The organism is Haladaptatus rarus (assembly GCF_054177585.1).
The window spans coordinates 26,973-51,815 of the sequence record NZ_JBPEHG010000002.1; the positions used below are offsets into that span (position 1 = coordinate 26,973).

30 protein-coding genes and 1 pseudogene are annotated in these 24,843 nt (G+C 61.2%); 19 read left to right on the forward strand and 12 right to left on the reverse strand.

The annotated features are described in order from the left end of the window. Positions 1-64: 64 nt before the first annotated feature. From ACR3FE_RS05225 to ACR3FE_RS05235, 3 genes are all read right to left on the reverse strand, one after another. Positions 65-1,303, reverse strand: a complete 1,239-nt coding sequence (locus ACR3FE_RS05225) for a mandelate racemase/muconate lactonizing enzyme family protein (protein ID WP_458206033.1) — start codon at positions 1,301-1,303, stop codon at positions 65-67. A gap of 80 nt (positions 1,304-1,383) precedes the next feature. Next, positions 1,384-1,509 (reverse strand): hypothetical protein, encoded by a 126-nt coding sequence (locus ACR3FE_RS05230; RefSeq protein ID WP_458206034.1) that lies wholly within the window; start codon positions 1,507-1,509, stop codon positions 1,384-1,386. Between the two features lie 202 nt (positions 1,510-1,711). After that, on the reverse strand, positions 1,712-3,175 hold the full coding sequence (locus tag ACR3FE_RS05235) for a thioredoxin domain-containing protein (RefSeq protein WP_458206035.1): 1,464 nt from the start codon (positions 3,173-3,175) through the stop codon (positions 1,712-1,714). A 226-nt stretch (positions 3,176-3,401) separates the two neighbouring features. Between ACR3FE_RS05235 and ACR3FE_RS05240 the strand changes: the two genes are divergently transcribed. Then, on the forward strand, positions 3,402-4,505 hold the full coding sequence (locus ACR3FE_RS05240; RefSeq protein WP_458206036.1) for a cellulase family glycosylhydrolase: 1,104 nt from the start codon (positions 3,402-3,404) through the stop codon (positions 4,503-4,505). A gap of 18 nt (positions 4,506-4,523) precedes the next feature. Here ACR3FE_RS05240 and ACR3FE_RS05245 read toward each other — a convergent pair whose 3' ends face one another. Both ACR3FE_RS05245 and ACR3FE_RS05250 read right to left on the reverse strand, forming a co-directional pair. Next, positions 4,524-5,330, reverse strand: coding sequence for a NosD domain-containing protein (locus ACR3FE_RS05245; RefSeq protein ID WP_458206037.1), 807 nt, complete (start codon positions 5,328-5,330; stop codon positions 4,524-4,526). Positions 5,331-5,396: 66 nt separating this feature from the next. Continuing rightward, a complete protein-coding gene (locus ACR3FE_RS05250) occupies positions 5,397-6,311 on the reverse strand; it encodes a dihydrodipicolinate synthase family protein (protein ID WP_458206038.1) in 915 nt (304 codons plus the stop codon). Positions 6,312-6,412: 101 nt separating this feature from the next. Here ACR3FE_RS05250 and ACR3FE_RS05255 point away from each other — a divergent pair, with 101 nt between their 5' ends. Then, complete coding sequence (locus tag ACR3FE_RS05255) at positions 6,413-6,685, forward strand: MoaD/ThiS family protein (protein ID WP_458206039.1); 273 nt, start codon at positions 6,413-6,415, stop codon at positions 6,683-6,685. A gap of 140 nt (positions 6,686-6,825) precedes the next feature. Further along, complete coding sequence (locus ACR3FE_RS05260) at positions 6,826-7,461, forward strand: hypothetical protein (RefSeq protein WP_458206040.1); 636 nt, start codon at positions 6,826-6,828, stop codon at positions 7,459-7,461. On the opposite strand, the gene ACR3FE_RS05265 is transcribed toward ACR3FE_RS05260, so the two are convergent. The 3 genes from ACR3FE_RS05265 to engB form a co-directional block, all read right to left on the reverse strand. Further along, positions 7,458-7,607, reverse strand: a complete 150-nt coding sequence (locus tag ACR3FE_RS05265) for a TRASH domain-containing protein (protein ID WP_458206041.1) — start codon at positions 7,605-7,607, stop codon at positions 7,458-7,460. The two genes, ACR3FE_RS05260 and ACR3FE_RS05265, sit on opposite strands and share 4 nt — an antisense overlap. A 115-nt stretch (positions 7,608-7,722) precedes the next feature. Further along, positions 7,723-8,946, reverse strand: coding sequence for an HAD family hydrolase (locus tag ACR3FE_RS05270; RefSeq protein WP_458206042.1), 1,224 nt, complete (start codon positions 8,944-8,946; stop codon positions 7,723-7,725). A gap of 499 nt (positions 8,947-9,445) precedes the next feature. After that, complete coding sequence (engB, locus tag ACR3FE_RS05275; RefSeq protein WP_458206043.1) at positions 9,446-10,066, reverse strand: GTP-binding protein EngB; 621 nt, start codon at positions 10,064-10,066, stop codon at positions 9,446-9,448. Between the two features lie 103 nt (positions 10,067-10,169). Here engB and ACR3FE_RS05280 point away from each other — a divergent pair, with 103 nt between their 5' ends. Together ACR3FE_RS05280 and ACR3FE_RS05285 are read left to right on the forward strand one after the other, a co-directional pair. After that, a complete protein-coding gene (locus tag ACR3FE_RS05280; RefSeq protein ID WP_458206044.1) occupies positions 10,170-11,498 on the forward strand; it encodes a TIGR00341 family protein in 1,329 nt (442 codons plus the stop codon). A 34-nt stretch (positions 11,499-11,532) separates the two neighbouring features. Next, positions 11,533-12,282, forward strand: coding sequence for an SIMPL domain-containing protein (locus ACR3FE_RS05285; protein ID WP_458206045.1), 750 nt, complete (start codon positions 11,533-11,535; stop codon positions 12,280-12,282). 12 nt (positions 12,283-12,294) lie between these two features. Here the strand turns inward: ACR3FE_RS05285 and ACR3FE_RS05290 are convergent, their stop codons facing one another. Continuing rightward, positions 12,295-13,254 (reverse strand): NOG1 family protein, encoded by a 960-nt coding sequence (locus ACR3FE_RS05290; protein WP_458206717.1) that lies wholly within the window; start codon positions 13,252-13,254, stop codon positions 12,295-12,297. 99 nt (positions 13,255-13,353) lie between these two features. Here ACR3FE_RS05290 and ACR3FE_RS05295 point away from each other — a divergent pair, with 99 nt between their 5' ends. From ACR3FE_RS05295 to gfo6, 5 genes and pseudogenes are all read left to right on the forward strand, one after another. After that, positions 13,354-13,719, forward strand: coding sequence for a DUF5518 domain-containing protein (locus ACR3FE_RS05295; RefSeq protein ID WP_458206046.1), 366 nt, complete (start codon positions 13,354-13,356; stop codon positions 13,717-13,719). Between the two features lie 31 nt (positions 13,720-13,750). Continuing rightward, positions 13,751-14,065, forward strand: a complete 315-nt coding sequence (locus tag ACR3FE_RS05300) for an ASCH domain-containing protein (RefSeq protein ID WP_458206047.1) — start codon at positions 13,751-13,753, stop codon at positions 14,063-14,065. Positions 14,066-14,316: 251 nt separating this feature from the next. Continuing rightward, entirely contained in the window at positions 14,317-14,769 is a 453-nt protein-coding gene (locus tag ACR3FE_RS05305) for a bifunctional nuclease family protein (RefSeq protein ID WP_458206048.1), read from the forward strand. Beyond that, a complete protein-coding gene (gene hisE, locus ACR3FE_RS05310; protein ID WP_458206049.1) occupies positions 14,766-15,047 on the forward strand; it encodes a phosphoribosyl-ATP diphosphatase in 282 nt (93 codons plus the stop codon). The genes ACR3FE_RS05305 and hisE overlap by 4 nt, the downstream gene beginning before the upstream one ends. A gap of 73 nt (positions 15,048-15,120) precedes the next feature. Further along, a pseudogene (gene gfo6 / locus ACR3FE_RS05315) lies at positions 15,121-16,196 on the forward strand (D-xylose 1-dehydrogenase Gfo6). A 64-nt stretch (positions 16,197-16,260) separates the two neighbouring features. Here the strand turns inward: gfo6 and ACR3FE_RS05320 are convergent. Then, a complete protein-coding gene (locus ACR3FE_RS05320) occupies positions 16,261-17,301 on the reverse strand; it encodes an NAD(P)-dependent alcohol dehydrogenase (protein ID WP_458206050.1) in 1,041 nt (346 codons plus the stop codon). A 128-nt stretch (positions 17,302-17,429) separates the two neighbouring features. Between ACR3FE_RS05320 and ACR3FE_RS05325 the strand changes: the two genes are divergently transcribed. From ACR3FE_RS05325 to ACR3FE_RS05365, 9 genes are all read left to right on the forward strand, one after another. Beyond that, a complete protein-coding gene (locus ACR3FE_RS05325) occupies positions 17,430-18,494 on the forward strand; it encodes a glucose 1-dehydrogenase (protein ID WP_458206051.1) in 1,065 nt (354 codons plus the stop codon). Beyond that, on the forward strand, positions 18,491-19,117 hold the full coding sequence (gene gfcR / locus ACR3FE_RS05330) for a transcriptional regulator GfcR (RefSeq protein WP_458206052.1): 627 nt from the start codon (positions 18,491-18,493) through the stop codon (positions 19,115-19,117). Before ACR3FE_RS05325 ends, gfcR begins: the two co-directional genes overlap by 4 nt. A 150-nt stretch (positions 19,118-19,267) precedes the next feature. Then, positions 19,268-19,426: a hypothetical protein gene (locus ACR3FE_RS05335; protein WP_458206053.1), complete on the forward strand. Its 159-nt coding sequence runs from the start codon at positions 19,268-19,270 to the stop codon at positions 19,424-19,426. Beyond that, positions 19,423-20,439 (forward strand): methyl-accepting chemotaxis protein, encoded by a 1,017-nt coding sequence (locus ACR3FE_RS05340; protein WP_458206054.1) that lies wholly within the window; start codon positions 19,423-19,425, stop codon positions 20,437-20,439. Before ACR3FE_RS05335 ends, ACR3FE_RS05340 begins: the two co-directional genes overlap by 4 nt. Positions 20,440-20,516: 77 nt before the next feature. Continuing rightward, positions 20,517-20,864, forward strand: a complete 348-nt coding sequence (locus tag ACR3FE_RS05345; protein ID WP_458206055.1) for a glutaredoxin family protein — start codon at positions 20,517-20,519, stop codon at positions 20,862-20,864. A gap of 105 nt (positions 20,865-20,969) precedes the next feature. After that, on the forward strand, positions 20,970-21,545 hold the full coding sequence (locus ACR3FE_RS05350; RefSeq protein WP_458206056.1) for a DUF7110 family protein: 576 nt from the start codon (positions 20,970-20,972) through the stop codon (positions 21,543-21,545). A gap of 161 nt (positions 21,546-21,706) precedes the next feature. Further along, on the forward strand, positions 21,707-22,678 hold the full coding sequence (locus ACR3FE_RS05355; protein ID WP_458206057.1) for a phosphoadenosine phosphosulfate reductase family protein: 972 nt from the start codon (positions 21,707-21,709) through the stop codon (positions 22,676-22,678). A gap of 364 nt (positions 22,679-23,042) precedes the next feature. Beyond that, positions 23,043-23,480 (forward strand): class I SAM-dependent methyltransferase, encoded by a 438-nt coding sequence (locus ACR3FE_RS05360; RefSeq protein ID WP_458206058.1) that lies wholly within the window; start codon positions 23,043-23,045, stop codon positions 23,478-23,480. After that, the gene (locus tag ACR3FE_RS05365; protein WP_458206059.1) at positions 23,477-23,890 is read left to right on the forward strand and encodes a hypothetical protein; all 414 of its coding nucleotides are present in this window, start codon (positions 23,477-23,479) and stop codon (positions 23,888-23,890) included. Before ACR3FE_RS05360 ends, ACR3FE_RS05365 begins: the two co-directional genes overlap by 4 nt. On the opposite strand, the gene ACR3FE_RS05370 is transcribed toward ACR3FE_RS05365, so the two are convergent. Together ACR3FE_RS05370 and ACR3FE_RS05375 are read right to left on the reverse strand one after the other, a co-directional pair. Further along, entirely contained in the window at positions 23,891-24,076 is a 186-nt protein-coding gene (locus ACR3FE_RS05370; protein ID WP_458206060.1) for a DUF7333 family protein, read from the reverse strand. Between the two features lie 31 nt (positions 24,077-24,107). Beyond that, the gene (locus tag ACR3FE_RS05375) at positions 24,108-24,734 is read right to left on the reverse strand and encodes a hypothetical protein (RefSeq protein ID WP_458206061.1); all 627 of its coding nucleotides are present in this window, start codon (positions 24,732-24,734) and stop codon (positions 24,108-24,110) included. Between the last annotated feature and the right edge of the window lie 109 nt (positions 24,735-24,843).

Genomic DNA, 24,843 nt, shown 5'->3' on the forward strand with positions numbered 1-24,843 from the left:
ACGTTTGAATCGTCGTATCACCCTCTCTAATTAGAAGATTCGAAATTTCATAGGTTGACGAAGTTCACGCTTCGTCGAACAACTCCTCACCTTCGACCATATGCTCCGCCACGACATCCATATCGAGCGTCACACCGAGTCCCGGCTTTTCGGGAATCTCGATGTAACCCTCTTCGATGACGGTCTCCTCGACGAGGTCTTCCCACCAGCCGAGTTGGTAGGAGTGGTACTCCACCGCCAGCGCGTTCGGGATGGCGGTGCCGACGTGAGCGCTCCCCATCGTGGCGACGGGGGAGGCGACGTTGTGCATGGCGACCGGGATGTAGTAGGTGTCCGCGAGGTCGGCGATCTTCCGCGTTTCGCGCATGCCGCCGACCTTGGGCATGTCGGGCGCGATGATGTCCACGGCCTGCTTTTCGAGGAGTCTTCGATGGCCGTGCTTGCGGTAGACGTTCTCGCCTGCCGCGATGGGCGTCGTCGTGTTCTCGGTCACTTCGCGCTGAACGTCGTGATTCTCCGGCGGAACCGGGTCTTCGAGCCACCACACGTCGTAGTCTTCGAGTTGGTGGGCCAGTCGCTTCGCGCTCCCGGCGGAGAACGTCCAGTGGCAGTCGAACGACACGTCTGCGCGGTCGCCGACGCGTTCGGTGACCGCTTCTACGATCTCGACCTTGTGCTCGATCTCCGGATTCCGGAGATGGCGGTTCGCCCGGTCTTTCTCGTGACCCGATGGAACGTCGAGGTCGAACTTCAGGGCGTCGTAGCCCAACTCTTCGACCACGCGCTCTGCTTCATCGGCATTCGACTCGGGGTCTGCCTCCTCTCCGGCGTGGCAATCGCAGTACACCCGAATTTCGTCTCGGTACTTCCCCCCGAGCAGTTGGTAGGCAGGTACGTCGAGAACTTTGCCCGCGAGGTCGTGGAGGGCGACGTCGATCCCCGAGATGGCCGTCACCGTGACACCCTCAATGGAGCCTTCGCCCGACATCTTCTGGACGAGATGTTCGAACAGGCGGTCGATGTCCAGCGGGTTCTCGCCGACGAGGAACGGCTTCATCCGCTCGATGAGTTCGGGGACACCTGCGCCCCAGTAGGCTTCGCCCGTCCCGACGATTCCGGCGTCGGTGTAGATGCGGACGAGCGTCCACGGGAAGTTCCCGTCCACCATTGTCGTCTGTACGTCCGTTATCTCGATGTCGCGTACGCCGCTTCGTTCGCCCGTGACACCCATCGTCTCGGCTGAAAGGTCACGCATCGTGTACTCTGCATTGGGGTCGTGCAGTGTCGCGTACTCGCGTCCCATGCTTCCGACTACTCTGTCCGTAGTAAAAGTTCGACTGGTAGCGACTGTTCTTACAAGGGGGCGCGAACGTGGTACTCCACTTACTGGAGAACGTCTACCGGTTTTTCCGCACTGATCCACGCGTGGATGGAATCTTCCGTTCGAAGCTCGTACCGACCGCGGCGATAGTAGCCAACGACCCGGGGTGCGGTCTGCTGGTCAGGCATCTCGTCAAACCCTTCGATTTCCCTCCCCCTTACTATTGACCAGTTAACGAGTAGCACGGTGGGATAGGCAGACCGTTCCGTTCTGTACACCGACGAATGTTCAACTGCACGCCCGCGTTGAATCACCGGTTCAGGGGACGATTAAGCAGTGTCTAAGACGCTCTCGATTCGGAGAATTGTCTACAAATTGGCACTGTGGAGGTTACGCGCCTTCGGTCACGAGGTAGCCGACAGACTCGGTCGTGTGGTTGACCTCGCTATCGTCACTCCGCTCTTCCTCGATGCGAACCTCGACGCCCGACGACGAGAGATTCCGATAGCGGATCTCTGCCGTATCCTTCCCGTGGTACGTCTGGATGTCTGCCACGAACTGCGGGTCGGTGTACGATCGGTCGAACGAGACCCAGTGCCAGTCTTCGGTGACCGTGTCCGGTGTCCGGCCCGCTTCGAACGCTGCCCCATCGAGCGTACCGCGCCCCGGTTCGACGGCGAGATAACCCACCGATTCGTTCGCGTGCCAGCCGTAGCTGTCCTGTTCTTGCAGTCGGACGTCCATCCCGTTCGACGAGACGCTTCGGTGGCGTGTCACCACTGCGTGGGAGCCGTTGTACGTCTGGGGCTGACTGAAGACGACCGGTGTCGAGGAGAACGACTGGTCGAAGCTGATCGACTGGAAGGTGTTGTCGGTCGTCATCTGGCCCGCCTCTGCGTTCAGGCCATCGAGCGAGTGCGTGCCGGATTCGAGAACCGCGTATCCCAATCGCTCTTTCGCGTGCCAGCCGTCTTTGTAATCCCACTCTTCGAGCTGGTAGGCGAAGTGGTCGCTGCCGACGTTCTTCAGCCGAACGTGCGTCGGATGACTTCCGTTGTACGTCAGCGATTTGGCGATGACCGTCGGCGAGTCGTACGATTTCGAGAGACTGACACCGAACCACTCGTCTTCGCCGCCCTGTTGGGCCGACACCGACCCGGATTCACCTACAACGCTACTGGTACTGTTTTCGGGCAGGTGATTCTCGATCCAGTTCAGAAGATCCTGAGTGTCGTGGTGTGGTGCTGTCGTCTCGCCGTTCAGTTCGAACGTCGGTGTGAACGTCACACCGTCGTCGCCAGCGGCGTAGCGCGTCTGATACACGGGATCTTCGTACCGGCCGTCTTTCGCCCACGCGATGGCCGTGTCTCGTTCTTCGAGATCGGACTGGGCCATTCGTGTCCGCATGTCCTCGTAGGTGACGGTGCCGGACACCAGATCTTCGAACATATCGCGGAAGAATGCCCAGTACTCGTTCGGTTCGGCGTTCCACGCACCCATCGCACACTCCGAGATTCGCGGGTCGCTGTCCGAGATGTAGTAGTACGAAGAGCCGTGTGAAGACTGACCTGGTGGTTCGTATGCCAATGCCCGGTATCGAAGGTCGAGGCGTCCGGGTTCGACGAACTTCTCGATCACGTCTTCGAGATTGTTGAGGACGAAATCCTTCGTGTACGGGCATTTGAAGTTCCCGTAGAGCGTCGCGGTTGGGTTGTCGCCAGCACCCATCGTCGCGTACGTGAACTGACCGGGGTCGTTGGGTACCGGTGCGCCAGAAACGGGGTCGCTCGTCGTGTGATTCGCACTCGCAGTGCCTGCGATTCCGAGAAGTGCTGCACCGCCAGTGAGCCGCATGAACTGTCTTCGATTCGTCTTTCGCGTCACGGTTCCAGCCAAATGGGTGTTTGATATAAAATGAGAGAATCATTCACTTTTCCCAGATGCAGCCTAAGACGTTGCAGACAGTTGCGAACGGTTGATTTGAGATTTTCGAAATATTCTGCGGAAATAAAACGTCTTTCGCAAGTACCAATTCGAGCGTGCCATCAGTTTGAGGTAGGTCGGCGTCGTTAGCGACGCTATGGACGGTCGGTGCACGAGACGAAGGTTTCTCGCCGCAGGTGTCGCTTCTGCTGTTCCGCTCGCTGGCTGTACGGCGTTCGCCGAAGACCCGCCGGTCGATGTCCGGGGTGCGATGTACATTCCAGCGCGTGCGTTCAACTTCTTCCAGATGTGGCACACCTACGAGCGAGGTGTCACGGAGCGCGATATGGGCTTTGCGTCCCGCCTGAATCTGAACGCCCTCCGAACGTGGCTCAGTTACGAGGCGTGGCTCGAAGACCCGGAGGGACTCCAACGGTCGATAGACCACTTCCTCTCGACGGCGGAGTCACACGGAATCGACGTTCTACTGGGCATCTTCGAGGGTGTGGGGCGCAAGCCGACGGAGAAGAACCTCCACAATACCGACCCGTGGACGGCCACGGGCGTCTTCTCGCCGAGCGAGGACGTGATGAAGAACCGAGATCAGTGGGATGCCCCAAGGCGGTTCTCCCGGTGGGTGATGGATCGCTACGGGGACGACGAACGGCTGCTCGCCATCGAAGTGATGAACGAACCGGGATGGAAATCGTGGAAGAAGCGGTTCGCCCGAGAGATGTTCCGCGTCATCCGCGAGAACCGTGGAAGCGTCCCGCTGACGGTCGGTTCGACGAGTCTGGCGAACGTCGCCGACTACGTCGATTGGGGAATCGACGTGGTGCAGTTTCACTACAACTATCCGGACTCGCGGGGCATCTACCGTAATCTGCTCCAACAGGCGGTCGAACTCCAGCAGAGTATCAGCATGCCCGTCTGGCTGACCGAGTGGCAACGGGTCGCCAACTTCGGTTGGGGCAATGCAGATATCTCACCGGAACAGGCGAGTCCGAACTACGCATCGCTCGCGCCAGTCATCCGCGACGCTGGCGTCGGGAACTTCTTCTGGTCACTTATGCTCCAACCCGCGTACGCGCTCGTGCAGCGCAGGCGCGGTGTCCTGAACGGCGTCTTCCACGAGGATGGGGCAGTCTGGAGCACCGACGACGCCAGTGCCATCAAATCGATGTCCGGCCACGCCGATTTCGATGGAGAGGAGCGCCAAGAGTGGCCAGCGTGGGCAAAAGAGATCGAGCGGCGTTCGTGAATTCGGTGGCGGGCGACATCAGGCCGTGTTCGTGAGTCCCGCGTAGGACAACACGTCGCCGTGGTCGAGTGCACCGTCACCGTCGAAATCGAGGGCTCTTTGCTGTTCTGCTGGAACGTCTCCGATCCCGAGGCTGTCCGTCACCACGACGACCGGGAACGCTACCGCATCCCACAATCCGGTGTGGCCGTTGCCGGTCACGTCCTCGTAGCGACCGTCCCCGTCGGGGTCGAGCGGCGGACCGAGCGTGAGTCGGAAGCCGAATACGTCGACGACCGAGATGGGTGCGTGAACGTCGAGCGCGTGGTTGTTCTGGATATCGTTGTTCTGGAGGTCGTCGTCCCACGGATCGGCGAGGACGATGCCCTGCAGATCCTTCGTCACGGTGTTGCCGACCAGTCGAGCGTTCGAGTTCCGAACGTCGATGCCGATGGCGTTCCGCGAAGCCCGTACGCCCTGTATCGTTACGTCGTTCGAATCTCTGACCGCGATACCGCGATTCCAGTCTTTCACGTGGACGTTCCTGACGGTTACGTCGGAGGCGTTTTCGACGAGGATACCGCTCGTATCGCTGACGCCGAATCCGTCGAGCGTGTGCCCGCGACCGTCGAGCACGACGTCGTCGGCTTGAACGACGACACAACCGGTCGAGATTCGCGTCTTCCCGTTGTGGATGTCGCTTCCGAGGACGTAGTGTCCGGGTTCCGTGATCGTCGTGCAGGAATCGATAGTCGGGGCGGTCGGGCGTGCAGTTGCAGTGGGAGCGATACCACCGAGAACGCAGATGACCACGAGGACGACCGCAAGAGCGCGCGAAACCTCCATGCGCTCATGCACGCCGTCCTCCCTGTTATATGCTATCGCCAACGAACGACACGTCACCGAGAAAATTTAGAGTAGATCGAGTGCTCGAAGGTCGGATTCGAGCGCCGCACGGTCTGCGTCGTTCATCTTTCGGAGAGGGCTCCGGAGCGGGCCAGGTGAGAAGTCGATGTCCCGCAGATCGAGGGCGCTCTTCACGCCAGCCATGTACGAACCACCTTTGAGGGCATCTCGCACCGCGAACACCTCGCTCTGGAGTTCCTGGGCGTGCTCTTCGTCGCCAGCGTCGTAGGCGTCGTAGAGGTCGACGACCAGTTCCGGAAAGGCGTTTGCGACCGCGCTGACCATGCCGGTACAACCGATCTCCAGTCCGGGGAAGAGCAGGGAGTCGGACCCCGCGAGGAAGGTGAGTTCGGGATAGGTGGCGATGGCCTGCGCGAGCCACGGAACGTCCTTGCTCGAATCCTTGAGTCCCGCGAGATTCGGGATGGCGGCGAGGTCGCCGAGGGTGTCGAGCGACAGCGCGTTACCGGTCTTGCTCGGGATGTGGTAGACGTACACCGGCAGGTCGACCGCATCGCAGACGCGCCGATAGTGGGTGACGGCGGCGTCGTGGTCGAGCGGGAAGTAGTACGGCGTGACGACGACGATGCCATCCGCGCCCACCGATTCGGCGTGTTCGGCGTGGGCGACGGTCTCGCGCGTGCTAGGTGCACCCACACCCGCGATGACGGGGACGTCGCTGACGGCGTCGGTGACCGCTTCGACCACACCTTGGCGTTCTTCGCCCGTCAGGAGTGGAAACTCCCCGTTCGTCCCGAGGGGAAAGACGCCGTGTGCGCCGCCTTCGACGACGAATTTTGCGTGGGCAGCCGTTGATTCGTAGTCGACCGATTCGTCCTCGTGGAACGCCGTTATCGTGGGTGGGATGACCCCGTGGAGCGAGAGCGGGTCGTCCGAACCCGGTTCGGGTGCGTGCGCCATGGTGGGATGGTCGTGGTTCGAACCAATAAGCAGTTTTGCCCACAGCAGGACTTTTTCAATAGTGAGTAAACTTTTTGTTCCCCTGCTTCGTACGTACGAGTATGAACGTCACAGTCAAACTCTCTGGCACGCTGGTCGCGCGAACTGGAACCCGCGACGCCCGTGTTGCAGTCCCCGAGGAGGCGACGGTCGAAGACGTCGTGAACAAACTCGGCGAGCAGTACGGCCCACAGGTTCGCGCCGGAATCGTCGACGGTCTCGGCCTCCGTTCGGACACCAAGGTTCTCCGCGAATCCGACCACGACGTGGAACCGCTCTCGGTTCGTAGTCCGCTCGAAGCGGGCGACACTGTGCGCGTCCAGCCGAACGCCTGAGCAGGCCTTCGGATTTCTCGGTTCTTTCTCTCACCTCGATTCTCCCTCCCACCTCGTTTCCTTCCCTTCTTGACCATCATAAAACATATAACGGTTACTGGCAATTCTGTCGGCATGGTTCCCGGACGAGAGGTGTTCTCGTGAACAGGCGACTCGTGGGCCTGCTCTGTTTCGCGCTGGCACTCGCGTTCGCCGCGAACACGCTCTGGCTGTTTCCGCACGCCGACGAACCGCGGTACGAGTATCGGGCCGTCGAGTTGAACGAATCGAATGCACGCCACTACATCGATGCACATCCGTCCGTTCGTCGGTGTATCCTCGAGAAATCCCGCACCTGTGGAATCGAACTGCAAGCGAGGAACGAACCGATAGCCCTCAACGCTGAAGACACGGAGTTGTACGCGGATTATCAGTACGTCGCTACCCGTGATGGATACTTCGAACCGACCGTCCAGGAGCAGAACGGAACGGTGTATCTCTCGTCTCGAAGGGTGTCCAAAACGGCTGTCCTCTCGGATATCGCATACTCACCGCTTCCGTCAGTCTCGGGACACGATAAATCGATACAGAAGGCTATCGAGGGCGGTCACGCGGTCTCGTCCCACGAAGTCGACGGTCAGCACCGTATCGTCCGTCACGATGGACGATACTACGTCGTCCAGGACTCGTGGATATCCGACCCGCTCTCGTCGGTGCAACTGCTCGCCGTCCGTCTTTTTCTCTGGCTCGCCACCGTCCCGCTTTCGGTCGCCGGTTTCGTCTACCGGTACGGCTAACCGGTAGCGTGCTCGCCCGGCGCACGTTCGAACTGCTCTCGATGGTCTTCCGAGCAGAACCGGTACTGTTGACCGATATGGCGGGTGACGAACTCCGATTCGCGGTTCTCGTAGAGATCAGTTCCGCAGACTGGGCATTGTTGCACACCTGCCGGTTCGGCGGTCGGGCGAAAGGTCGCTTTGGTTGCGATGGCAAGGCAGTTCGAATCGTGCGACGACAGGTGCTACCCGGTCGTGCCATCCCACCCGAGGCGCGTCATTCTACCCCAGTCGCGCCAGCCGATTCAGTGCGTACACCGTCCGAAGTACGTCGCTTGCCTTCCCGCGGTCGAAGATGAGTTCGTCGGTGCGGACGACGTGGTCTAACACGTCGCGGGAGGAGTGCTCGGGGGCGGCGGCGATGCCGGTGTCGTTCTCCGCTACCCATCGCATCACGCGCAGGTCGCTCTTGCTGTCGCCCATCACCAGCGTGAAAGGGTCGTCGACGCCGAGTACCGCCAGTGCAGCCTCCACGCCGACCACCTTGTTCAACTCTCGGCTGCCGATCTCGGCGGCGTCTCCCTCGTAGTAGGCCACGTCGATCCGCTCGAAGGTGTCCTGCACGTCCGCCGGAATCTCCGCAACGTCGTGGTCGGGGGTCTCGCCGTGTTCTTCCAGCACGCCGCGAATCTCGGGGTCGCTATCGGCGTAGTAGGCGCGCGCCCAGTCGCTTCCGTCGTCGGCCACCGTCTCGCCGAGCAGGTCGAGCAGGTAGACCAGTGCGTCGTCGATAACCTCGACCGCCCGCGTGCTTCCCGTCTCGAAGTTCGGCTTCATCGTGACGTTGAACTCGTTGCCCTGGAGATGGGTGCATCGCCGGAGTTCGTCGGGGGCGGCCGAGAGCACCTGCGAGCGAACCGTATCGAAGACCGTGCGGATCTCGTCGTCCAACTCCTCGTAGAGCAGGCGCTTCGTCTCCGCGCCGTGGCCGGGCGTGAACACTCCTGTTCCTGCTTCGTAGACGATACTCAGGTTCCCGGAGTGGACGATCTCGTTGCCGAGTCCCTGGATGGCGAATCCCTTGACGTTCTCCAGAGTTTGTCCGGTGCAGACGACGATAGGGACGCCCTTCTCGTGGAATTCGGTGAGTAGGTGGAGCGTCTCACGGGGAATCTCGTTGTCCGTCCCGCCCGCAGAGCGGAGGGTCTCGTCCACGTCCAACACCAGCGCGTTCACCGCCCGTCCGTACTTCGAGTAGAGGTCGAGCGCGGTAAACGACTGGTCGCGCGTGGCGTGCGCGGCGATGTCGGCGTAGGTCTCGCCTGCCTCGAACCCCCCGCGAATCTCGTCTTTCTTGGTGTCGAGTTCTTCGCTGACCGATTGCCAGTGTTCCAGTGCGACCCGCGAATCGACCGGCGGAAAGAGGTTCACGAAGTCCTGATACGCTCTGAGGGTCTTCGTATCGAACTCGTCGTAGAGGCGATAGAGGGCGTCGTAGCGTTCCATGCTCAGAAGTGGGTCGTTTTCCGGGATAAAGTTCGGGTCGTTCGTTCGTCGTTCGCGTCTCGACGGTTCCGTCGAGTAGTACATTTCAGTATATTCCAGTACATTTTAGTACGACGAACCTTCGCCCGCTCCATCGTCACTCACGAGGATACCCAGACGACGTAACCGCCACGCAACAGTCACCGCATCTCGTCCTTCCCCAGCCTTCTCCCTGTGGGCGTCCCTCGCGCGCGTTGCTCGCACGCGACACCGCGACGAAAGGCCGATCAACCGCTGGGCGACCACACCGCTCTGTCACGAAAGCGCCCCTGTCCATCCCTTCTACATCCTGGTGGACTGAAAGGGTTATCTGGTTCGAAGAATCGGGAGTGGTCGAACCGGCGTGAGCGGGGCAACGGGGGTTACTGTGACCTACTCGTCGCACGAACATTTATAAACGATCGAGCGACCAGAACCGTCGATGCCCGAGAGAAACGAACGAGAACCGCAAACACCCACTCTACGAGAAGAACTTCAGCAGGTCGTCACGCTTCTCCTCGTGCAGGTGGGTCTTGACGGCCTCGTTCAGCGACTCGATGTTCCCGCGTTTCGCGCTGATGGGGGCGATGGTGTCCTGCCACTGCCGCCACGGTGGATGCAGGCCGAGGCGGTCACAGAGGTCGTCCAGTCGCTCGTCTTTGTCGTCCACCTTGTCCATCTTGTTCACCGCGACGACGACCGGGATGCCCACGTCCTGGAGGAAGTAGAACATCTCCACGTCGTGTGGAATCTCGTCCTCGCCGGAGTAGCGGTCGATGATATCGACGACGCTCTTGCCGTCCACGACGAGAATGCCGAGGAGGATGTCGTCCGCGTGTTCTTCGACGTACTGGACGATATCGGTCTTGATCTGTTCACGCCGCTCTTCGGGAACGCCGGACATGAACCCGAACCCCGGCAGGTCGCTGAGCATGAAATCCTCGCTCGACCAATCGAAGTGGTTCGGTTTGCGCGTGACACCGGGCTTTCCGCCAGTCTCGAAGCGGTGGCCCGTCAGTTCGCGCATCAGTGTGGATTTGCCGACGTTGGACCGTCCGACGAACACGATCTCTGCGCTCCGGTTTGGCCGATTCTCGAACATACCGTCGCTTACCATCGCCGACGCTTAACCGACGTGCTTCGCGGTCCACCGTATCGTTCTTCGACCCAGCGATTATATCACACTCCACCTCCCACCGTAAAACGTGCGACTTGTACAGGTTTCTATCCCGACGGGCAAGCGCAAAGCCGTCGTTCAGGCGCTCGAAGCCGAGGGTGTCGACTACTTTCTCACCGACGAAACGGGCAGTCGAAAGTACACCGCGATTGCGACGTTCCCCCTCCCGCAGAACGCGGTACAGTCCGTCATCGACAAACTCTACGAGGCGGGATTGAGCGACGACGCACACGCCATCATCATCGACGCCGAAACCGACACTTCCCGCGAGTTCGAGGAACTGTCGAAGCGATACGACGCGGAGAACGGTGGCGACCGTATCGCCCGCGACGAGATCCTCATGCAGGCGCGAGAGCTGTCCCCCCGGTTTCGGACGTTCGTCTTCATGACTGTCGTGAGTGCTGTCGTTGCGACGGCAGGACTGCTCATCGATTCGCCTGCCGTCGTCGTCGGTTCGATGGTCATCGCACCGTTGGTCGGCCCTGCGCTCTCGGCAGGTGTCGGCACCGTCCTCAACGATCAGGATCTGTTTCGTCGCGGCGTGAAACTACAGGTGCTCGGTGGCGTCATCGCTATCATCAGCTCGACCATCTTCGCTCTCGTCGTCCGGTATCTCTACCTCTTCCCGCCGAACACCGATGTAACGTCGATCTCGCAGATAAGCGGGCGACTGACGCCCGATTTCCTCTCGCTCATCGTTGCCCTCGGTGCCGGGTCGGCTGGGGTCGTCAGCCTCGCGGCAGGCGTGTCGGTCGCGCTCGTCGGCGTCATGATTGCGGCGGCACTCATCCCGCCCGCCGCAGCAGTCGGTATCGGCATCGCGTGGGGACAACCGACCATCGCGCTCGCTGCTGGCGTTCTCGTGTTGGTGAACGTCCTGTCTATCAACCTCTCGGCCATCGTGACGCTCCAGTACATGGGCTATCAACCGAAAAGCTGGTTCAAATTGGAGCGTTCGCAGACCGAGATGTACCGCAGAATCGGTATTCTCGTCTTCGCTATCGCCGTGCTCTCCCTCTTCCTCGGAGGTGTCACGTACTCGTCCTACCAGAGTGCTCAGTTCGAGGAACAGACCAATCGTGCGGTCGGGAACGTCCTCTCCGAATCTCAGTACCAGCAAGCAGAGCGGATCGACGTTCAGGTTCAGTATCGAAGTGGTCTCCCGATGGGACAAAGCACATACGCTCGCAGCCTCCCGTTCAGACAACCTGACAGAGTCGTCGTAACCGTAGGGCGACCGGCGGACAGCCGCTATCCCAGACTCGCGAGTCAGCTACAGAATCGGATCGAGCGCCGAACTGGGCAAGAAGTCTGGGTGCAGGTTCGGTACGTCGAGACTGACGAAGTTTCAGCCTGAGCTATTTGTCACTCGGCGGTGTACTTCTGTCGCCATGCGACTCGCACTCATCGCAGCACTGGGGGTTGCTGTCCTGCTCGCTTCCGTAGGAGGGGGGACTGCCGGTGGTGTGACACAAGCAGAGAACGAAACGACGACCGAGAACACGGTGAATACGGCGACCACCACGATTCGCGTCTCGGCAGTCGGAGAAGCCGAGGCAGAACCGGACCAAGCGCTCTTACGAGTCGCAGTCGTCCAGTCTGGAGACGATGCCGAGATGGTTCGAACGCGACTCGCCAAGAACGTCTCGCGGCTGCGGGAGGCACTCCGCCAGATCGACGTCAGCGACGAGCAGATTCGAACCGTCGCATTCGATATTCGCCAAGACCGCGACGAAGAAGGTGCCCCGGCAGACTTTCGGGGGATTCACACGTTCGAGATCACGTTGAACGACACCGATCGCGTGGGGAGCGTCATCGACACGGCGGTGAAAAACGGTGCGAACGAGGTCGATGGAGTGGCGTTCACGCTCTCGGAGGCCCGGCGCGACGAACTGCGAGCGCGCGCACTCCAGCGAGCGATGCAGAGCGCACGAACCGACGCAGAGAGCATCGCCGGAGCTGAGAATCTGACGGTCACGGGCGTCAGAACCGTCTCGACAGTGGACTCGTCGTTCGTTCCAGTCGAGACTCGGGCGACGACAGTTGCGGATGCTGGCGGGAAGACGGAGGTGGAATCCGGCCCGGTGACGGTCGCGGTACAGGTGGTGGTAACCTACGAAGCGCGGTCGGGAGAGCGGTAACGGTTCGGGCTGCTATCCGTCGAACGGCAGTTCGGGTTCGTAGCCGATGGCTTCGACGGCGGCGTCGAGCGTTTCCGTGACGTTGTCGTCCTCCTCGATGCTCATGAACAGGTCTGCCTCCACGTCGGTCGAGAGGTCGGATTTGTTGCAGATAGTGAGGACGGGCACGTCGTCGAACTGCTCCTCGACGGAATCTCTGAGTTCGAGCTGTGCGTCGAGCGGGAAACCGCAGTAGGCGCTCGCATCGACGATGAACAGGATACAGTCGGCGAGGTGAGTGAGCGCAGAGACGGCCTGTGATTCGATGGCGTTTCGCTCGTCGGCAGGACGGTCGAGGAGTCCCGGTGTGTCCACGATCTGGTAGCGGATGTGGTCGCGCTCGAAGTGGCCGACCCGGACACCCTTGGTCGTGAATGGGTACTCCGCGATCTCGTTGCGTGCGTGGGTCACGCTGTTGACGAACGAGGACTTGCCGACGTTGGGGTAGCCCGCGACGACGACGGTGGGGTCGTCGGGGTCGATGTCGGGGAGGACACGAAGGTCGTTTCGCGCCGCGCCGACCCGGTCGAGGTCGTCTTCGACCTCTTCGACCACGTCCGCGAGGCGGGCGAACCCCTGTTTTCGAACTTTACGGGCGTAGTCGATGTCGCCACGAAGTTTCCCTTGATACTCGCGTCCGATCTCTTTCGTCTTCCGGGAGGCCCACTGGATCTCGGAGAGGCTCTTTCGCACTTCGTCTACGTCCACCACAGCGTCGGCGAGTTCGTAGTAGAAGGGGTCGACCTCTCGGAAGTCGGGCCACGACGTGACCACGTTCTGGAGGTTGTCCGAGAGGACGTTCGAAGCGGTCTGGAGCATGGACTGTTGGGCCTGCACACCGCTCTTGGCCCGGCCCGCCCGTGCAGCCCGCGAGAACGCCTTGTCGATGAGTTCCTCCGACGTGGGCGTCGTCGGGAGGGTCTCGAAAATCATGGTCATCCGTATGGCCTCCCCCCTTAAAAGGGCGTTCATAGCGTCGTTCGACCTCTCTCGGCGGGATGCTTTTGCCGGTTCGTCCCTTATTCTCGTGGCATGACCGATTGGTACGCAGTCTTGGTCGGGTTCGTCGTCTCGGTTCTCGCGGGAATCGTCGCCTTCGCCGTCCCCGGAATCGGCCACATCGGTGCCGGGCTCATCGGCGGATTCGCTGCGGGCTACGTCGCAGGTGGGGGATTGGGTCGGGGATTCTGGCACGGCTTGCTCGCCGGGTCGCTCGGCGGTCTCGTCGTCGCCCTCTTCCTCGGCCTCGCCGGAACCATCCTCGGTGGACTGGCGGGCGGCCCGGTCGGCTCGCTGTTCGGCGGCGTCGGCCTATTCGTCGCAGCCGTCATCGTCGCGTTCATCATGGCGCTCGACAGCGCGCTCGGTGGGGTGCTCGGCTCACTGCTGAAAAGCTAGCTGTTTTCCGCTCGCAGGTCGAACGACCACCATGGCCGAGATCGACGCCAGTACGGTACTTCCGGCAGAGCACATCCGACAGGCGGTCGCATCGGGACGCGTATCGCAGTTGCATCGCGGCGACCAGTATGCCGATGAAGGCGACACCTTCGACATCGACGGCGAGACGTTCGAGGTGGTCGAAGTGACCGAGCGGAAGTTGGGTGATCTGACCGACGAAGACGCGCAGGCCGAGGGGTCGGCGAATCTAGAGGAGTACAGGGAGCGACTCGACCAGGCCCACGAACACTTCGAGTGGGACGACAACGCGACGGTGTATCGGCACCGCTTCGAGCAAGCGGAGTAAGAGACGCCGCCACCGCCGCCGTGATGTACTGTTTTGTACTGGAATGTACTGATCAGTCGCCGTGTACTGATACCTCCTGATTCGTACTGGAATGTACTGTCTGAGGACGGATCGAATACCTAAAAGAAACATGATACTTCGAGACGGGACAACGTCTATGCGTGCCGAAAAACGACCGGAAAACAGCTATCGCGAGGCCGATACGCGAGGCGGTAAGCAAGTTTTTGGCACTGGGACACTTCGGTTCTGGTATGAACGTATCAATCGACGCGGTGCGTGTCGCCGCGACCGGCGACGGCCCACTGCCCGTGGTCGTACTCACGCCGGACGATGGTGACAGCGTCCTCCCTATCTTCATTCGATTCGAGGAAGGCATCAGCATCGCTCGTGGGATGGAAGCCGAGGATATCGGTCGACCGCTGACCCACGACCTGCTGCTCGACGTCGTGGAAGAACTGGGGGGACGGATCGACCGCGTGGTCGTCAGCGAACTTCAGGACAACACGTACATCGCCGACCTGCACATCCAGACGCCGCGTGGGCACGAGGTCGTTGACGCCCGACCCAGTGACTCGCTGGCGCTGGCATCTCGAACGAACGCACCCATCGAAGTCGCAGAAGAGGTGTTCGAACACGGACGGCAGGAACGCGCGCAGTTCGACGAACTTCAGGATATCCGGGAAGTCGCCCAGATCGGTCCATGAGCGACGTTCTGGACGACCTCTTCGCCCTCATCGAAGACCGCAAGGAGACGCTTCCCGAGGACTCCTACACCACATCGCTGTTCACCCACGAGAAGGGCCAGAACGCCGTCCTCGAAAAACTGGGTGAGGAGACGACCGAACTCGTGCTGGCCGCGAAGGACGACGACTACGACGAGATCGCCCACGAGAGCGCCGACATCGTCTACCACCTGCTCGTCTTGCTGTCGATGAAGGACATGACCCTGGACGACCTCCGTACGGAACTACGAAATCGGTGATCGTTGCTCGCGTTTTCCCGAGCGATCTCTGCCCTAACTTCTAACCGAATCACGCCCGTCGTCCAGAACACAGATGCAACTCGCAGATCATCTCTCCGAGTTCGTCCGGCGCGACTGGCAGACCGTCATCGACCCGGACGAACGAATCCGGGTCGCGCTGGTCGGTATCGGCTGGTTCACGGAAACCGCCGTCATCCCCGCCATCGCGGAGAGCGACCTCTGTGAAATCGGGGCGGTCGTCAGCGGTAACCCGGAGAAGGCGATGCGCGTCCGCGACGAGACGGATGCAGACAGCGCGCTCACCTACGACGAATTCCACGAGGGGAACGGAGTCGAGGACTACGACGCCGTCTACGTCGCCACGCCGAACGCGACCCACCTCGATTTCGTGGAGACGGCGGCAGACCTCGGGAAAGCCGTGCTCTGTGAAAAACCGATGGAGGCGACGGTCGAGCGTGCCGAGCGACTGGTCGATGCGTGCGACGACGCCGGAGTCACCCTGATGGTCGGCTACCGGATGCACACCAATCCCGCAGTGCGGCGGTTCCGTGAACTCGTTCGAGAAGGATTCGTCGGGAATCCCGCACTCGTCGAGGGGACGATGTGCCAGAACGTCTTCGAGACCATCTCACCCGACCCGAACCAGTGGCGACTGGACGCTGACCTCGCCGGGGGGTCTGCCTCATCGACCTCGGCATCTACTCGCTCAACACGGCCCGGTTCGTCCTCGGCTCAGACCCCGTGAGCGCACAGGGAACCATCGCGAGTCCACACGAGGCCTTCACGGACGTCGACCAGCACGTCTCGTTCGAAGTCGAGTTCGAGAACGACGTTACGGCGGCCTGTACCGCCAGCCAGTTGGCCCAGCGCCGGAGTCGCTTCACCGTCACGGGAACCGAGGGGAGACTGACACTCGACCCGGCGTTCTTCGGCGAAGCCCAGTTGACGGTCGAACGCGGCGATGCGAAAGCGGACTTTACGGTCGAACCGGTGGACGAGGTGGCGGCGGAGTTCGACTACTTCGCGGATTGCCTGCTCGCAGGTCGTGACCCGGAACCCGATGGCGAACACGGACTGGTGGATATGCGAGCCATCGGCGCCATCTACGAGTCCGCCGAAACCGGCGAACGAGTGCCGATTCGGGAGTGAACCGAATTCGAAGCGTTCCCGTCGAGCCGTGACGACCGCGATTCGCTCCGACGACCGAGATCTTTCACGGGGTGATGACGGCCCGGCCTTCGATCTCTCCGTGCTCTAACTTTTCTGCCACGTCGTTGATCTCGTCCAACTCGTACCGCGAGGTGCGAAGGTCCACGTCGCCGCCGGCCACGAGTGCCATGAGTTCCTGGAGTTCGGTGTAGTTGCCGACGAGCGTCCCTCGGTAGTCGAAATCGCCGTTGACGAGCGCCTGTGCTGGCTCGTGGATGTGGCCGCCGTAGCCGACGACGTGATGGTCGCCGCCCGCCGCGAGCAGATTCGGCGCGTAGTCGAGCGTCCCATCCGAACCCACGAAGTCGAGGATCTGCTGGACGCCGGACCCGTCCGTGATGGCGTCCACTTCGTCCGCCACGTTCTCGTCCCGCGAGTTCACGGTGTGGTGGGCACCGAGGTCGTGCGCGAGAGACAGTGCTTCGTCTTTCACTTCGACGGCCGTGATCTCTGCCGCGCTCATCGCCCGCAGGGCTTGCAGGCCGATGTGGCCGAGACCACCGACACCGACGACGACGGCGTGGTCGCCGGGGTTCAGTTCGCGGGCCGCCTTCTTCACCGCGTGGTAAGCCGTGATTCCGGCATCGGCGTGTGGTGCGATCTCTGCTGGATCGACCCCGTCGGGAAGCGGAATCACGGCGCGTTCGTTCGTCTGGAGATACTCCGCGAACCCGCCGTCGGTCGAGAGACCGGGGAATGCGAGGTTCTCGCAGTGCATGTCATGCCCGAGACGACAGGCCCGGCAGATACCGCAGGTCATCGCCGGGTGGCAGATGACGGCGTCACCCTCCGAGACGAGCGTCACGTCGTCGCCCGTCTCGGCAACGATTCCGGCGTTCTCGTGGCCGAGCGTCATCGGGAGCGACTGGTTCATCGGCTCTTCCCACATGCCCTCGATAGCGTGGTTGTCGGTCTGGCACCAGCCCGCACCCTCTATCTCGACGACGACGTGGTCGCCTTCCGTCGCCGTTGGTCGGTCTACCTCGTCGATCGAGAGCGCATCACCCATCTCGTCAGTGTACTCGTGGAGTCTTGCAGCGCGCATACGCTGAGCCACGACGCGAACGACAACAGGTGTTGTGGCAACAGGGAGACGGCTGACGGAAACAGCGATACAAAGTATTTACTCGGTAAAGAATAAATCTTTTGAGCTAGCAGTGTCAATGGTCTCGTATGGACGCAGTCGCACTTCCACGTGGGGCCGATACCCCCGAGATACTGGTGAAACCTCGACCGGAACCGGATTCGGGAGAGGTGTTGGTGCGGACGCTCGCGGTCGGCGTCGACGGCACCGACCACGAGGTCATCGCCGGACACCACGGCGGTTTTCCGGCAGGCGACGACCATCTCGTCCTCGGCCACGAGGCGGTCGGCGTCGTCGAAGACCCGAACGGAACCGCTTTCGAACCGGGTGACGTAGTCGCCCCGACGGTTCGAAGGCCACTTCCGAACGGCCCGACGGAGTTCTTCGAACACGGCGAACCCGACATGGCACCGGCAGACGAAACTGCCGAGCGTGGCATCTCGGGTGCACACGGTTTCATGAGCGAGTACTTCACCAGCCCGGCCGAGTTCCTGGTGCCCATTCTGGACGACCTCGCCGAATGTGGCTTTCTGGTCGAACCGATCAGCATCTCCGAGAAGGCGATCGAGTTGGCCCGCGCGTCGCGGTCGTCGTTCGACTGGCAACCGGAGAACGCGCTCGTCCTCGGAAACGGCAGTCTCGGACTGCTCACGTTAGCCATGCTCGGTGATTCGTTCGAGCGAACCTACTGTCTCGGGCGGCGCGACCGCCCGGATCCGACCATCGACATCATCGAGGCGTTGGGAGCGACGTACATCGACTCGCGCGAGACGCCCGTGTCCGAGATTCCGGACACCTACGAATCGATGGACTTCGTCTACGAGGCGACGGGGTACGCGAAACACGCCTTCGAATCTATCGACGCACTCGCCCCGAACGGTGTCGCGGCACTGCTCGGGGTCCCGGATTCGTGGACGTTCGAGGTCGATGGCGGTGCGCTTCACCGGGAACTCGTGATGGGCAACAAGGCGCTGGTCGGGAGCGTTAACTCCGGCTACCGGCACTTCGAGTCGGCGGTCGAAACGCTCGCCGGACTCCCCGACTGGCTGCTGGACGACCTCGTCACGGGCATCTTCGACGTGTCGAATTTCGAGGACGCCTTCGCGGACGACGAAACGACAATAAAGACGGCGGTAAAATTCCACACCCAATGAAGAACGTAGACGACCTCATCGAAAGTGCGGCGGAACTCGCGGAGCGTGGCCTCTCGAAAGGCGAGATCGCGGACGAACTGAACGTGTCGCGCGAGACGGCCAGTTGGCTGGTCGAGCGCAGTGGCAGCGCAACAGCCCCCAAACCCACGGGCGGCCCGCAGGACATCCACGTCGATTGGAGCGCCATCGGGCGCGACAGTGCCCGACTCTCCTACGTCGGCGCGGCGATGGCCGACCTGCTGTCGAAACACGGCGAAGAAGTCGATCTGACCATCGGTATCGAGAAAGCAGGGGCGCCGCTGGCGACGGTGGTGGCGCGCGAACTCGACACCGACCTCGGAACGTACGCCCCACGAAAGCACCAGTGGGAAGAAGGTGACATCGACGAGCACGGCGGCAGTTTCTCGCGCAACTTCGCGCAGATCCGTGACCGCGAGTGTTACGTCGTCGACGACACCATCACGAGTGGGACGACGATGACCGAGACCATCGAGGCCATCGAAGACCGTGGCGGTGAACCGGTCGCCTGCATCGTCCTCGCCGACAAGCAAGGAACCGAAGAACTGAACGGCGTCCCCGTCTATTCGCTGGTGCAGGTCATCGGCGTCGGAAGCGAGGAGTAGTTTCGCCGATCGTCGTATTTACTCCCTCCCGACACGACTCGTACAGAGTCACCTACCTGATTTAGAACATACAGCTGTTTTATAAATCTAACAGCATTCTCGAAGGTCGTTGGGGATAAAATTTTATCTATTTGTTGTGTCGGACCGTTCATGTCTGAATCTAAAGGGGAGTTGGCATCGCAGGTCGATGATCAGGAACTGCTCGAAAATATCTGTATCGACCAGGAAGAGATCCACTGGCGCAAGGGGTACACCGGATTCGACCGGACGGACGCCGAGCGACTGTCGGAGATGTCGAGCATGACGTGACGGAAACCTATCGAAACTCCGACAATGCGGTCGAACTCGCCGTCGAGGAGGTCGTCGAGCGCACCATGTCCGTTCTCCGTCTCATCAACATCGACCAGCAGGTGGCGATGGACACGTACATCGACTCCTACAGCAACCAGATGGAAACGGAACTAGAGCGGCGTTCCGAGGCGACGAAACGAATCGGCACGTCGGTCGCTGAACTCCGCGAGACGACGGCAGGGGTAACGGGCGCTACGGAGGAGATAACCGAACTCTCCGACGAACAGTCCGAGGACATGGAGGAGGTCGCCGCCGAGGTGTCGAGCATGAGTGCGACGGTCGAGGAGATCGCCGCCAGTGCCAGCGAAGTCAAGCGCGAAAGCAAAGAGGCAGACAGACTCGCTATGACGGGCCAGACGGCAGCGCAAGACGCCATCGAGGTCATGCAGGACATCGACGACGCGAGCCATCAGGTCACGGCAGACATGGACGCCCTCCAGTCGACCGCGAGCGAGGTCGACGAGGTCGTCGAGGTCATCAACGAGATCGCGAACCAGACGAACCTGCTCGCACTGAACGCCAATATCGAGGCCGCTCGTGCGGGCGAGGCGGGCAACGGATTCGCGGTCGTTGGTGACGAGATAAAAGACCTCGCCGAGGAGTCGAAGACGCAGGCGGGGGGCATCGAGGGGATGATCGACGAGATGCAGACGAACACCGACGAGACGGTCGAGAGCCTGCGCGAAACCGACGAACGGATCGAACAGGGTATCGACCACATCGAGTCGTCGCTTGACCAACTGGAGGATATCGTCGAAGCCGTGCGCGCGACCGCCGACGGTATCGAGGAGGTCGCGGATGCGACGGACGACCAGGCCGCGAGCGCGGAAAAGATCGCTGCGATGGTAGATGAAGTGTCCGGGAAGGCAGGGCAGATAACGACCGAGATTCGGGATATCGCCGTCGCCGCCGAACAGCAATCCGAACAGGTACACGAGATCGAGCGATCCGTCCGGCGGCTGAACGAATAACGAGCGCGGTTGCGATTGGACGACCGGTTCGAGACTCGGTCGCAACTTCTTTGCGGCGTCGGTTCCAACGCAAACGTATGACATTCACACCCGGCGAACAGCTCTCTTCCGACGAAGTAAAAGAGCGAGTCGATTCGGCGCTCGAAGACGAATCGGTCGTCCTGTTCATGAAAGGGACGCCGATGATGCCTCAGTGTGGCTACTCCCAGCGCGCGATGGAACTCATCGGCAAACACCGTGGCGACGAGTTCGAGACGGTAGACGTCCTCGACAACCTGGACGCCTACCGCGAGTCGCTCTCGGCCCACAGCGGGTGGGAGACGATTCCACAGACGTTCGTCAACGGCGAATTCATCGGCGGGAGCGACGTGCTGGCGGAGATGGAAGAGCGCGATGAACTAGAAGCCACACTCCGAACCGAGTAGGGTCGTTTCAGTGGCGACATCTGCAACCGAAAGAGTAGACCCTATAAGTTCGGGGCGCGTAGGAGTAATTGGACAACCGACGGGAGACGGAACCACCGACCACAAATGAGCCAGGTATACCGACTGCACTCGACGCTCGAACTGCCGCTTGAGACCGTCTACGACTACTTCGAAAGCGACCCCCATCTACCGGAGGGGATCGACAGCATCGATATCACTCGCCGTAACAACACGCTTATCATCAGTGCTGTCTCGACGGACGAAAGCATCAGCAAGTACACCCCCACTGCTCAGCTGAAAGCGAGCGTCTCCGAGACGCGCGTCTTCACCGAAGAGGAGGAAGCACGTCGCAACGCTCCGCGATGGGGCGAAGAGTACGACGAAGACGAAGAAGAGCCGACGGGCGAACTCATCGAGATGGCCGCGTTCAAGGGCGACCGCGAGACGGTGCTCCAGAACACCGCGCTCCAGTACCCGATGTTCGAGGTGCTCTGTTCGCTCGCCCGCCAAGCCGAGAAAGGCACACTCACCGCCATCTCTGAAGTTGAGGGCGGTCTGGAAGCGACCCGCATCGTGGACGGGGACGACCGCCCCGCCTCCATCGAAGTGGTAGAGGGGCCGCGAAAGGAGAGTTCCTCGTCCAGTGGCGTGAACTGGCGCGACAACAAGTTCATCTCCTAACTCGCTGCTTTACGACGCTTTCGCACCTATCGAGTTCGAACCACACAGTTTTTCTCCGACGGCAGTTCGAAATTCGAACTGCACCACGTGTAGAATTGAAATGATTGTTCACGGTGAGCCGAAAAGCACTTTAGCCGCCTAATTATATGTAATTACGAGTCATGCCAGACGAGTTCCCAGACTACCTCGATGTAGATTACACGGACGGCGAAGGCGAAGACCCTGAAGATTACCCATCGCTCGAAGACAAGATCGAGAAAGCGATCGACGTCACGCGAGAGGGTCTCGAGAAGTACGAGAACCCTGTCGTCATGTGGACTGGCGGGAAAGACTCCACGCTCACGCTGTACTTCATCAAAGAGGTCGCGGAGCGTCACGACCTCGAAGTCCCGCCCGCGGTGTTCATCGACCACTTCCAGCACTTCCAGGATATCCACGACTTCGTGGATCGCTGGGCCGATGAGTGGGATCTGGACGTCATCTACGCCCGCAACGAGGACGTCGGCGGATACGTGGACGAGCACGGTCTCGAACCGGGCGACGACATCGACATCGCCGACCTCTCGGAGCACAACCAGCACCACGTGCGGAACCTCCTCGAATACGAAGAGGACACGTTCCCGTTCCTGCTCGACACCTACGTCGGCAACCACTTGCTGAAGACGGTCGCACTGAACGACGCGCTCGAAGAGTACGACGTGGACGGCGTCATCTCCGGCGTCCGCTGGGACGAGCAGGAAGCCCGCGCCGACGAGACGTTCTTCAGCCCGCGCCACGATCCCGAGATCTACCCACCCCACGACCGCATCCAGCCCATCCTCCAGTTCGACGAGGCAGCCGTCTGGGACGCCTTCTGGCACTTCGTCGTGCCGGACACCGTCGAGGACTACCCCGACGATGGGTACGTCCCGGAGTCCTACGACGACCTTCCGAACGGGCTCACGCAGGATGACATCCCAGTCTCGCCCAAGTACTTCGAAGGGTTCCGCTCGCTCGGCAGCGAGATCAGCACCGAGAAGAGCGACGAAGACCCTGCATGGTTGCAGGACATGGCGAACACGACCGAGCGTGCAGGCCGCGCCCAGGACAAAGAAGACCTGATGGAGCGTCTGCGCGATCTCGGTTACATGTAAAAACGACCTTTTAGCTACCACCTTTTACGACGGTCACAGGCGAGCACGGCGATGACCACCATCGCCGTGCTCGCGGGTTCCCTGTAAAAGCTAGACCAAAAGCACTCCTTCTTCACTCCACTACCGTTCCGCTCAGTCGTCGGCCCGCTCGCTCGTCACTACGTTCCTCGCTCGCGGAGAGTGGGCTGATCTCTGGTGGTTGTGTCACCCGCTGATTCCAGTTGCCGGTGTCGGTTCACGGATTCTCTGGCGGTCGGTCTACCTATCTCCCTCGTTTCACTCGGTCGCTGTTCGGCAGGTGGTGCGGTTTGCTAGCATGTTTCGAGAAAGGATTTTAGCGTACTTCCGGTATCGTCGGGTGAAGATGTCAGACGACGGCCCGTTAGCGAAGACCGACCCGGCGAACTACTACGACCGTCTCGCCGAGGGCGAGTGGGGGCGCCTCGAAGCAACGTTCAAGAACTCGCTGGAGTTCGAGAGCACGACCGACTATCTCGACCAGTATCTCCCGGCGTCGGGGAGGGTGCTGGACGCTGGCGGGGCTGCGGGTCGGTATTCGGTCTGGCTGGCAGAGCAGGGATACGACGTAACACTGCTCGACCTCTCGGCGGAACAGGTCGCCATCGCCAGAGAGCGCGTTGCGGAGCACGGCCTTGAAGACCGTGTTACCGTCCAGCAGGGCGACATCCGCGACCTTCCTAAAACGACAGCTTCGACGCCACCCTCTGTCTCGGCGGGCCGCTCTCGCACGTCATCGACGCCGACGAACGCCGCGAGGCGGTCCGTGAACTCCATCGCGTGACTAGGTCGGGTGCCCCCGCCTTCGTCTCCGTGATGGGGTTCGTCGCGGTCGTCCAGAACCTCATCAAGAGTGCACCCCACTTCGAGGCGGGGGTTCGACAACTCCCCGAATTCATCGAGACGGGTACGTACTCGCCCGAACTCGCCGAGAAGTACGAGGGCGACGATCCGGCCTTCGTCGAGTGTCACTTCTTCCCCGCCGACGAACTCCGCCACCTGCTGACTGACCACGGCGTTGCGGTCGAGGTCGTCGCCGGACTCGAAGGCCCGGCCTCCAACTTCGGGACGACACTGGAAGAGGTTGACGAGAATGCACAGGAGAGGGTCGCTGAAATCGTCCGAACGCTCCGCGAAGACCCGACCATCGCCGACCTGTCGAATCACATCCTCGCGGTCGGTCGCGTCGAGTGATTACTTCGTCGCCCGATACTCACCGTGTTTTACCCCCAGCGCCAACACGAGTGCGCCGAAGACGACCAGTCCGCCGCTGACCATCATCGATATCGTCTGTGGCATGCCACTCGTCAGCGTCCCGCCGAGCACGACTGCCAGGAGGACGAGGAACGCGACTGCTGTCGTGACTTCGTCGAACTTCATACGAGAGGGTTAGCCGACGCGATTAAAAGCGTTACTCCGATTTCGGGCGCATGAGATTCGCCAGCGTCACCAGAACACCCAGCACCCAGTCGAGTGGAACCGCGATGCCGAACCACATACCGACGTAGGCGAGTCCTTCGAGGTCGTACCGTGTTCGGAGGTAGTCGTTCACGTTTCCGTAGGCGAGGACGTTGTCGAGCAACCACACCGCGATGGACTCGCTATTCGGAAACACGACCGCCGAAATCGTCGGCGAGTACAGCGCCGCGACGACGGGTGGCAAGAACAGCGCCGTCATGCCGAACGGGTAGGCGAACAGCACCGTGGTTATCCGACCGCCGTACTTGCTAGTGAGGTACGCCAGCACTGCCGCGACGGTGGCGACGCCCCCGGCGGCGAGAACCGCCAGGAATCCCTCTTGCGTGAAGCGTATCCGCGCCAGTGCTGCCAGACCGCCCCACACGACCACCGACAGCAGCATGACGCCCAGCACTCCGAGACTCGCCGCCGTTCGGTCGATGCGACTCGTGTAGTAGCGCGCCGCGAACCCGAACAGGACGAACGGGTAGAGTAGGGCGACGACGAACGCCCCTACTCCACCCCACACACGATATGCCATCTTTCCCGACGTGCTCTGGGGTGTCCACTTCCCGAGCACGGAGTGGGAGTTCTGTCACTGTCGTGGAAAGAACAGCGACATCCACCCTGTGTGTAACTGTTGTATGTCGAATCGTATCGCGCCGATGAGTCCTCCTCCCTGACTCGTC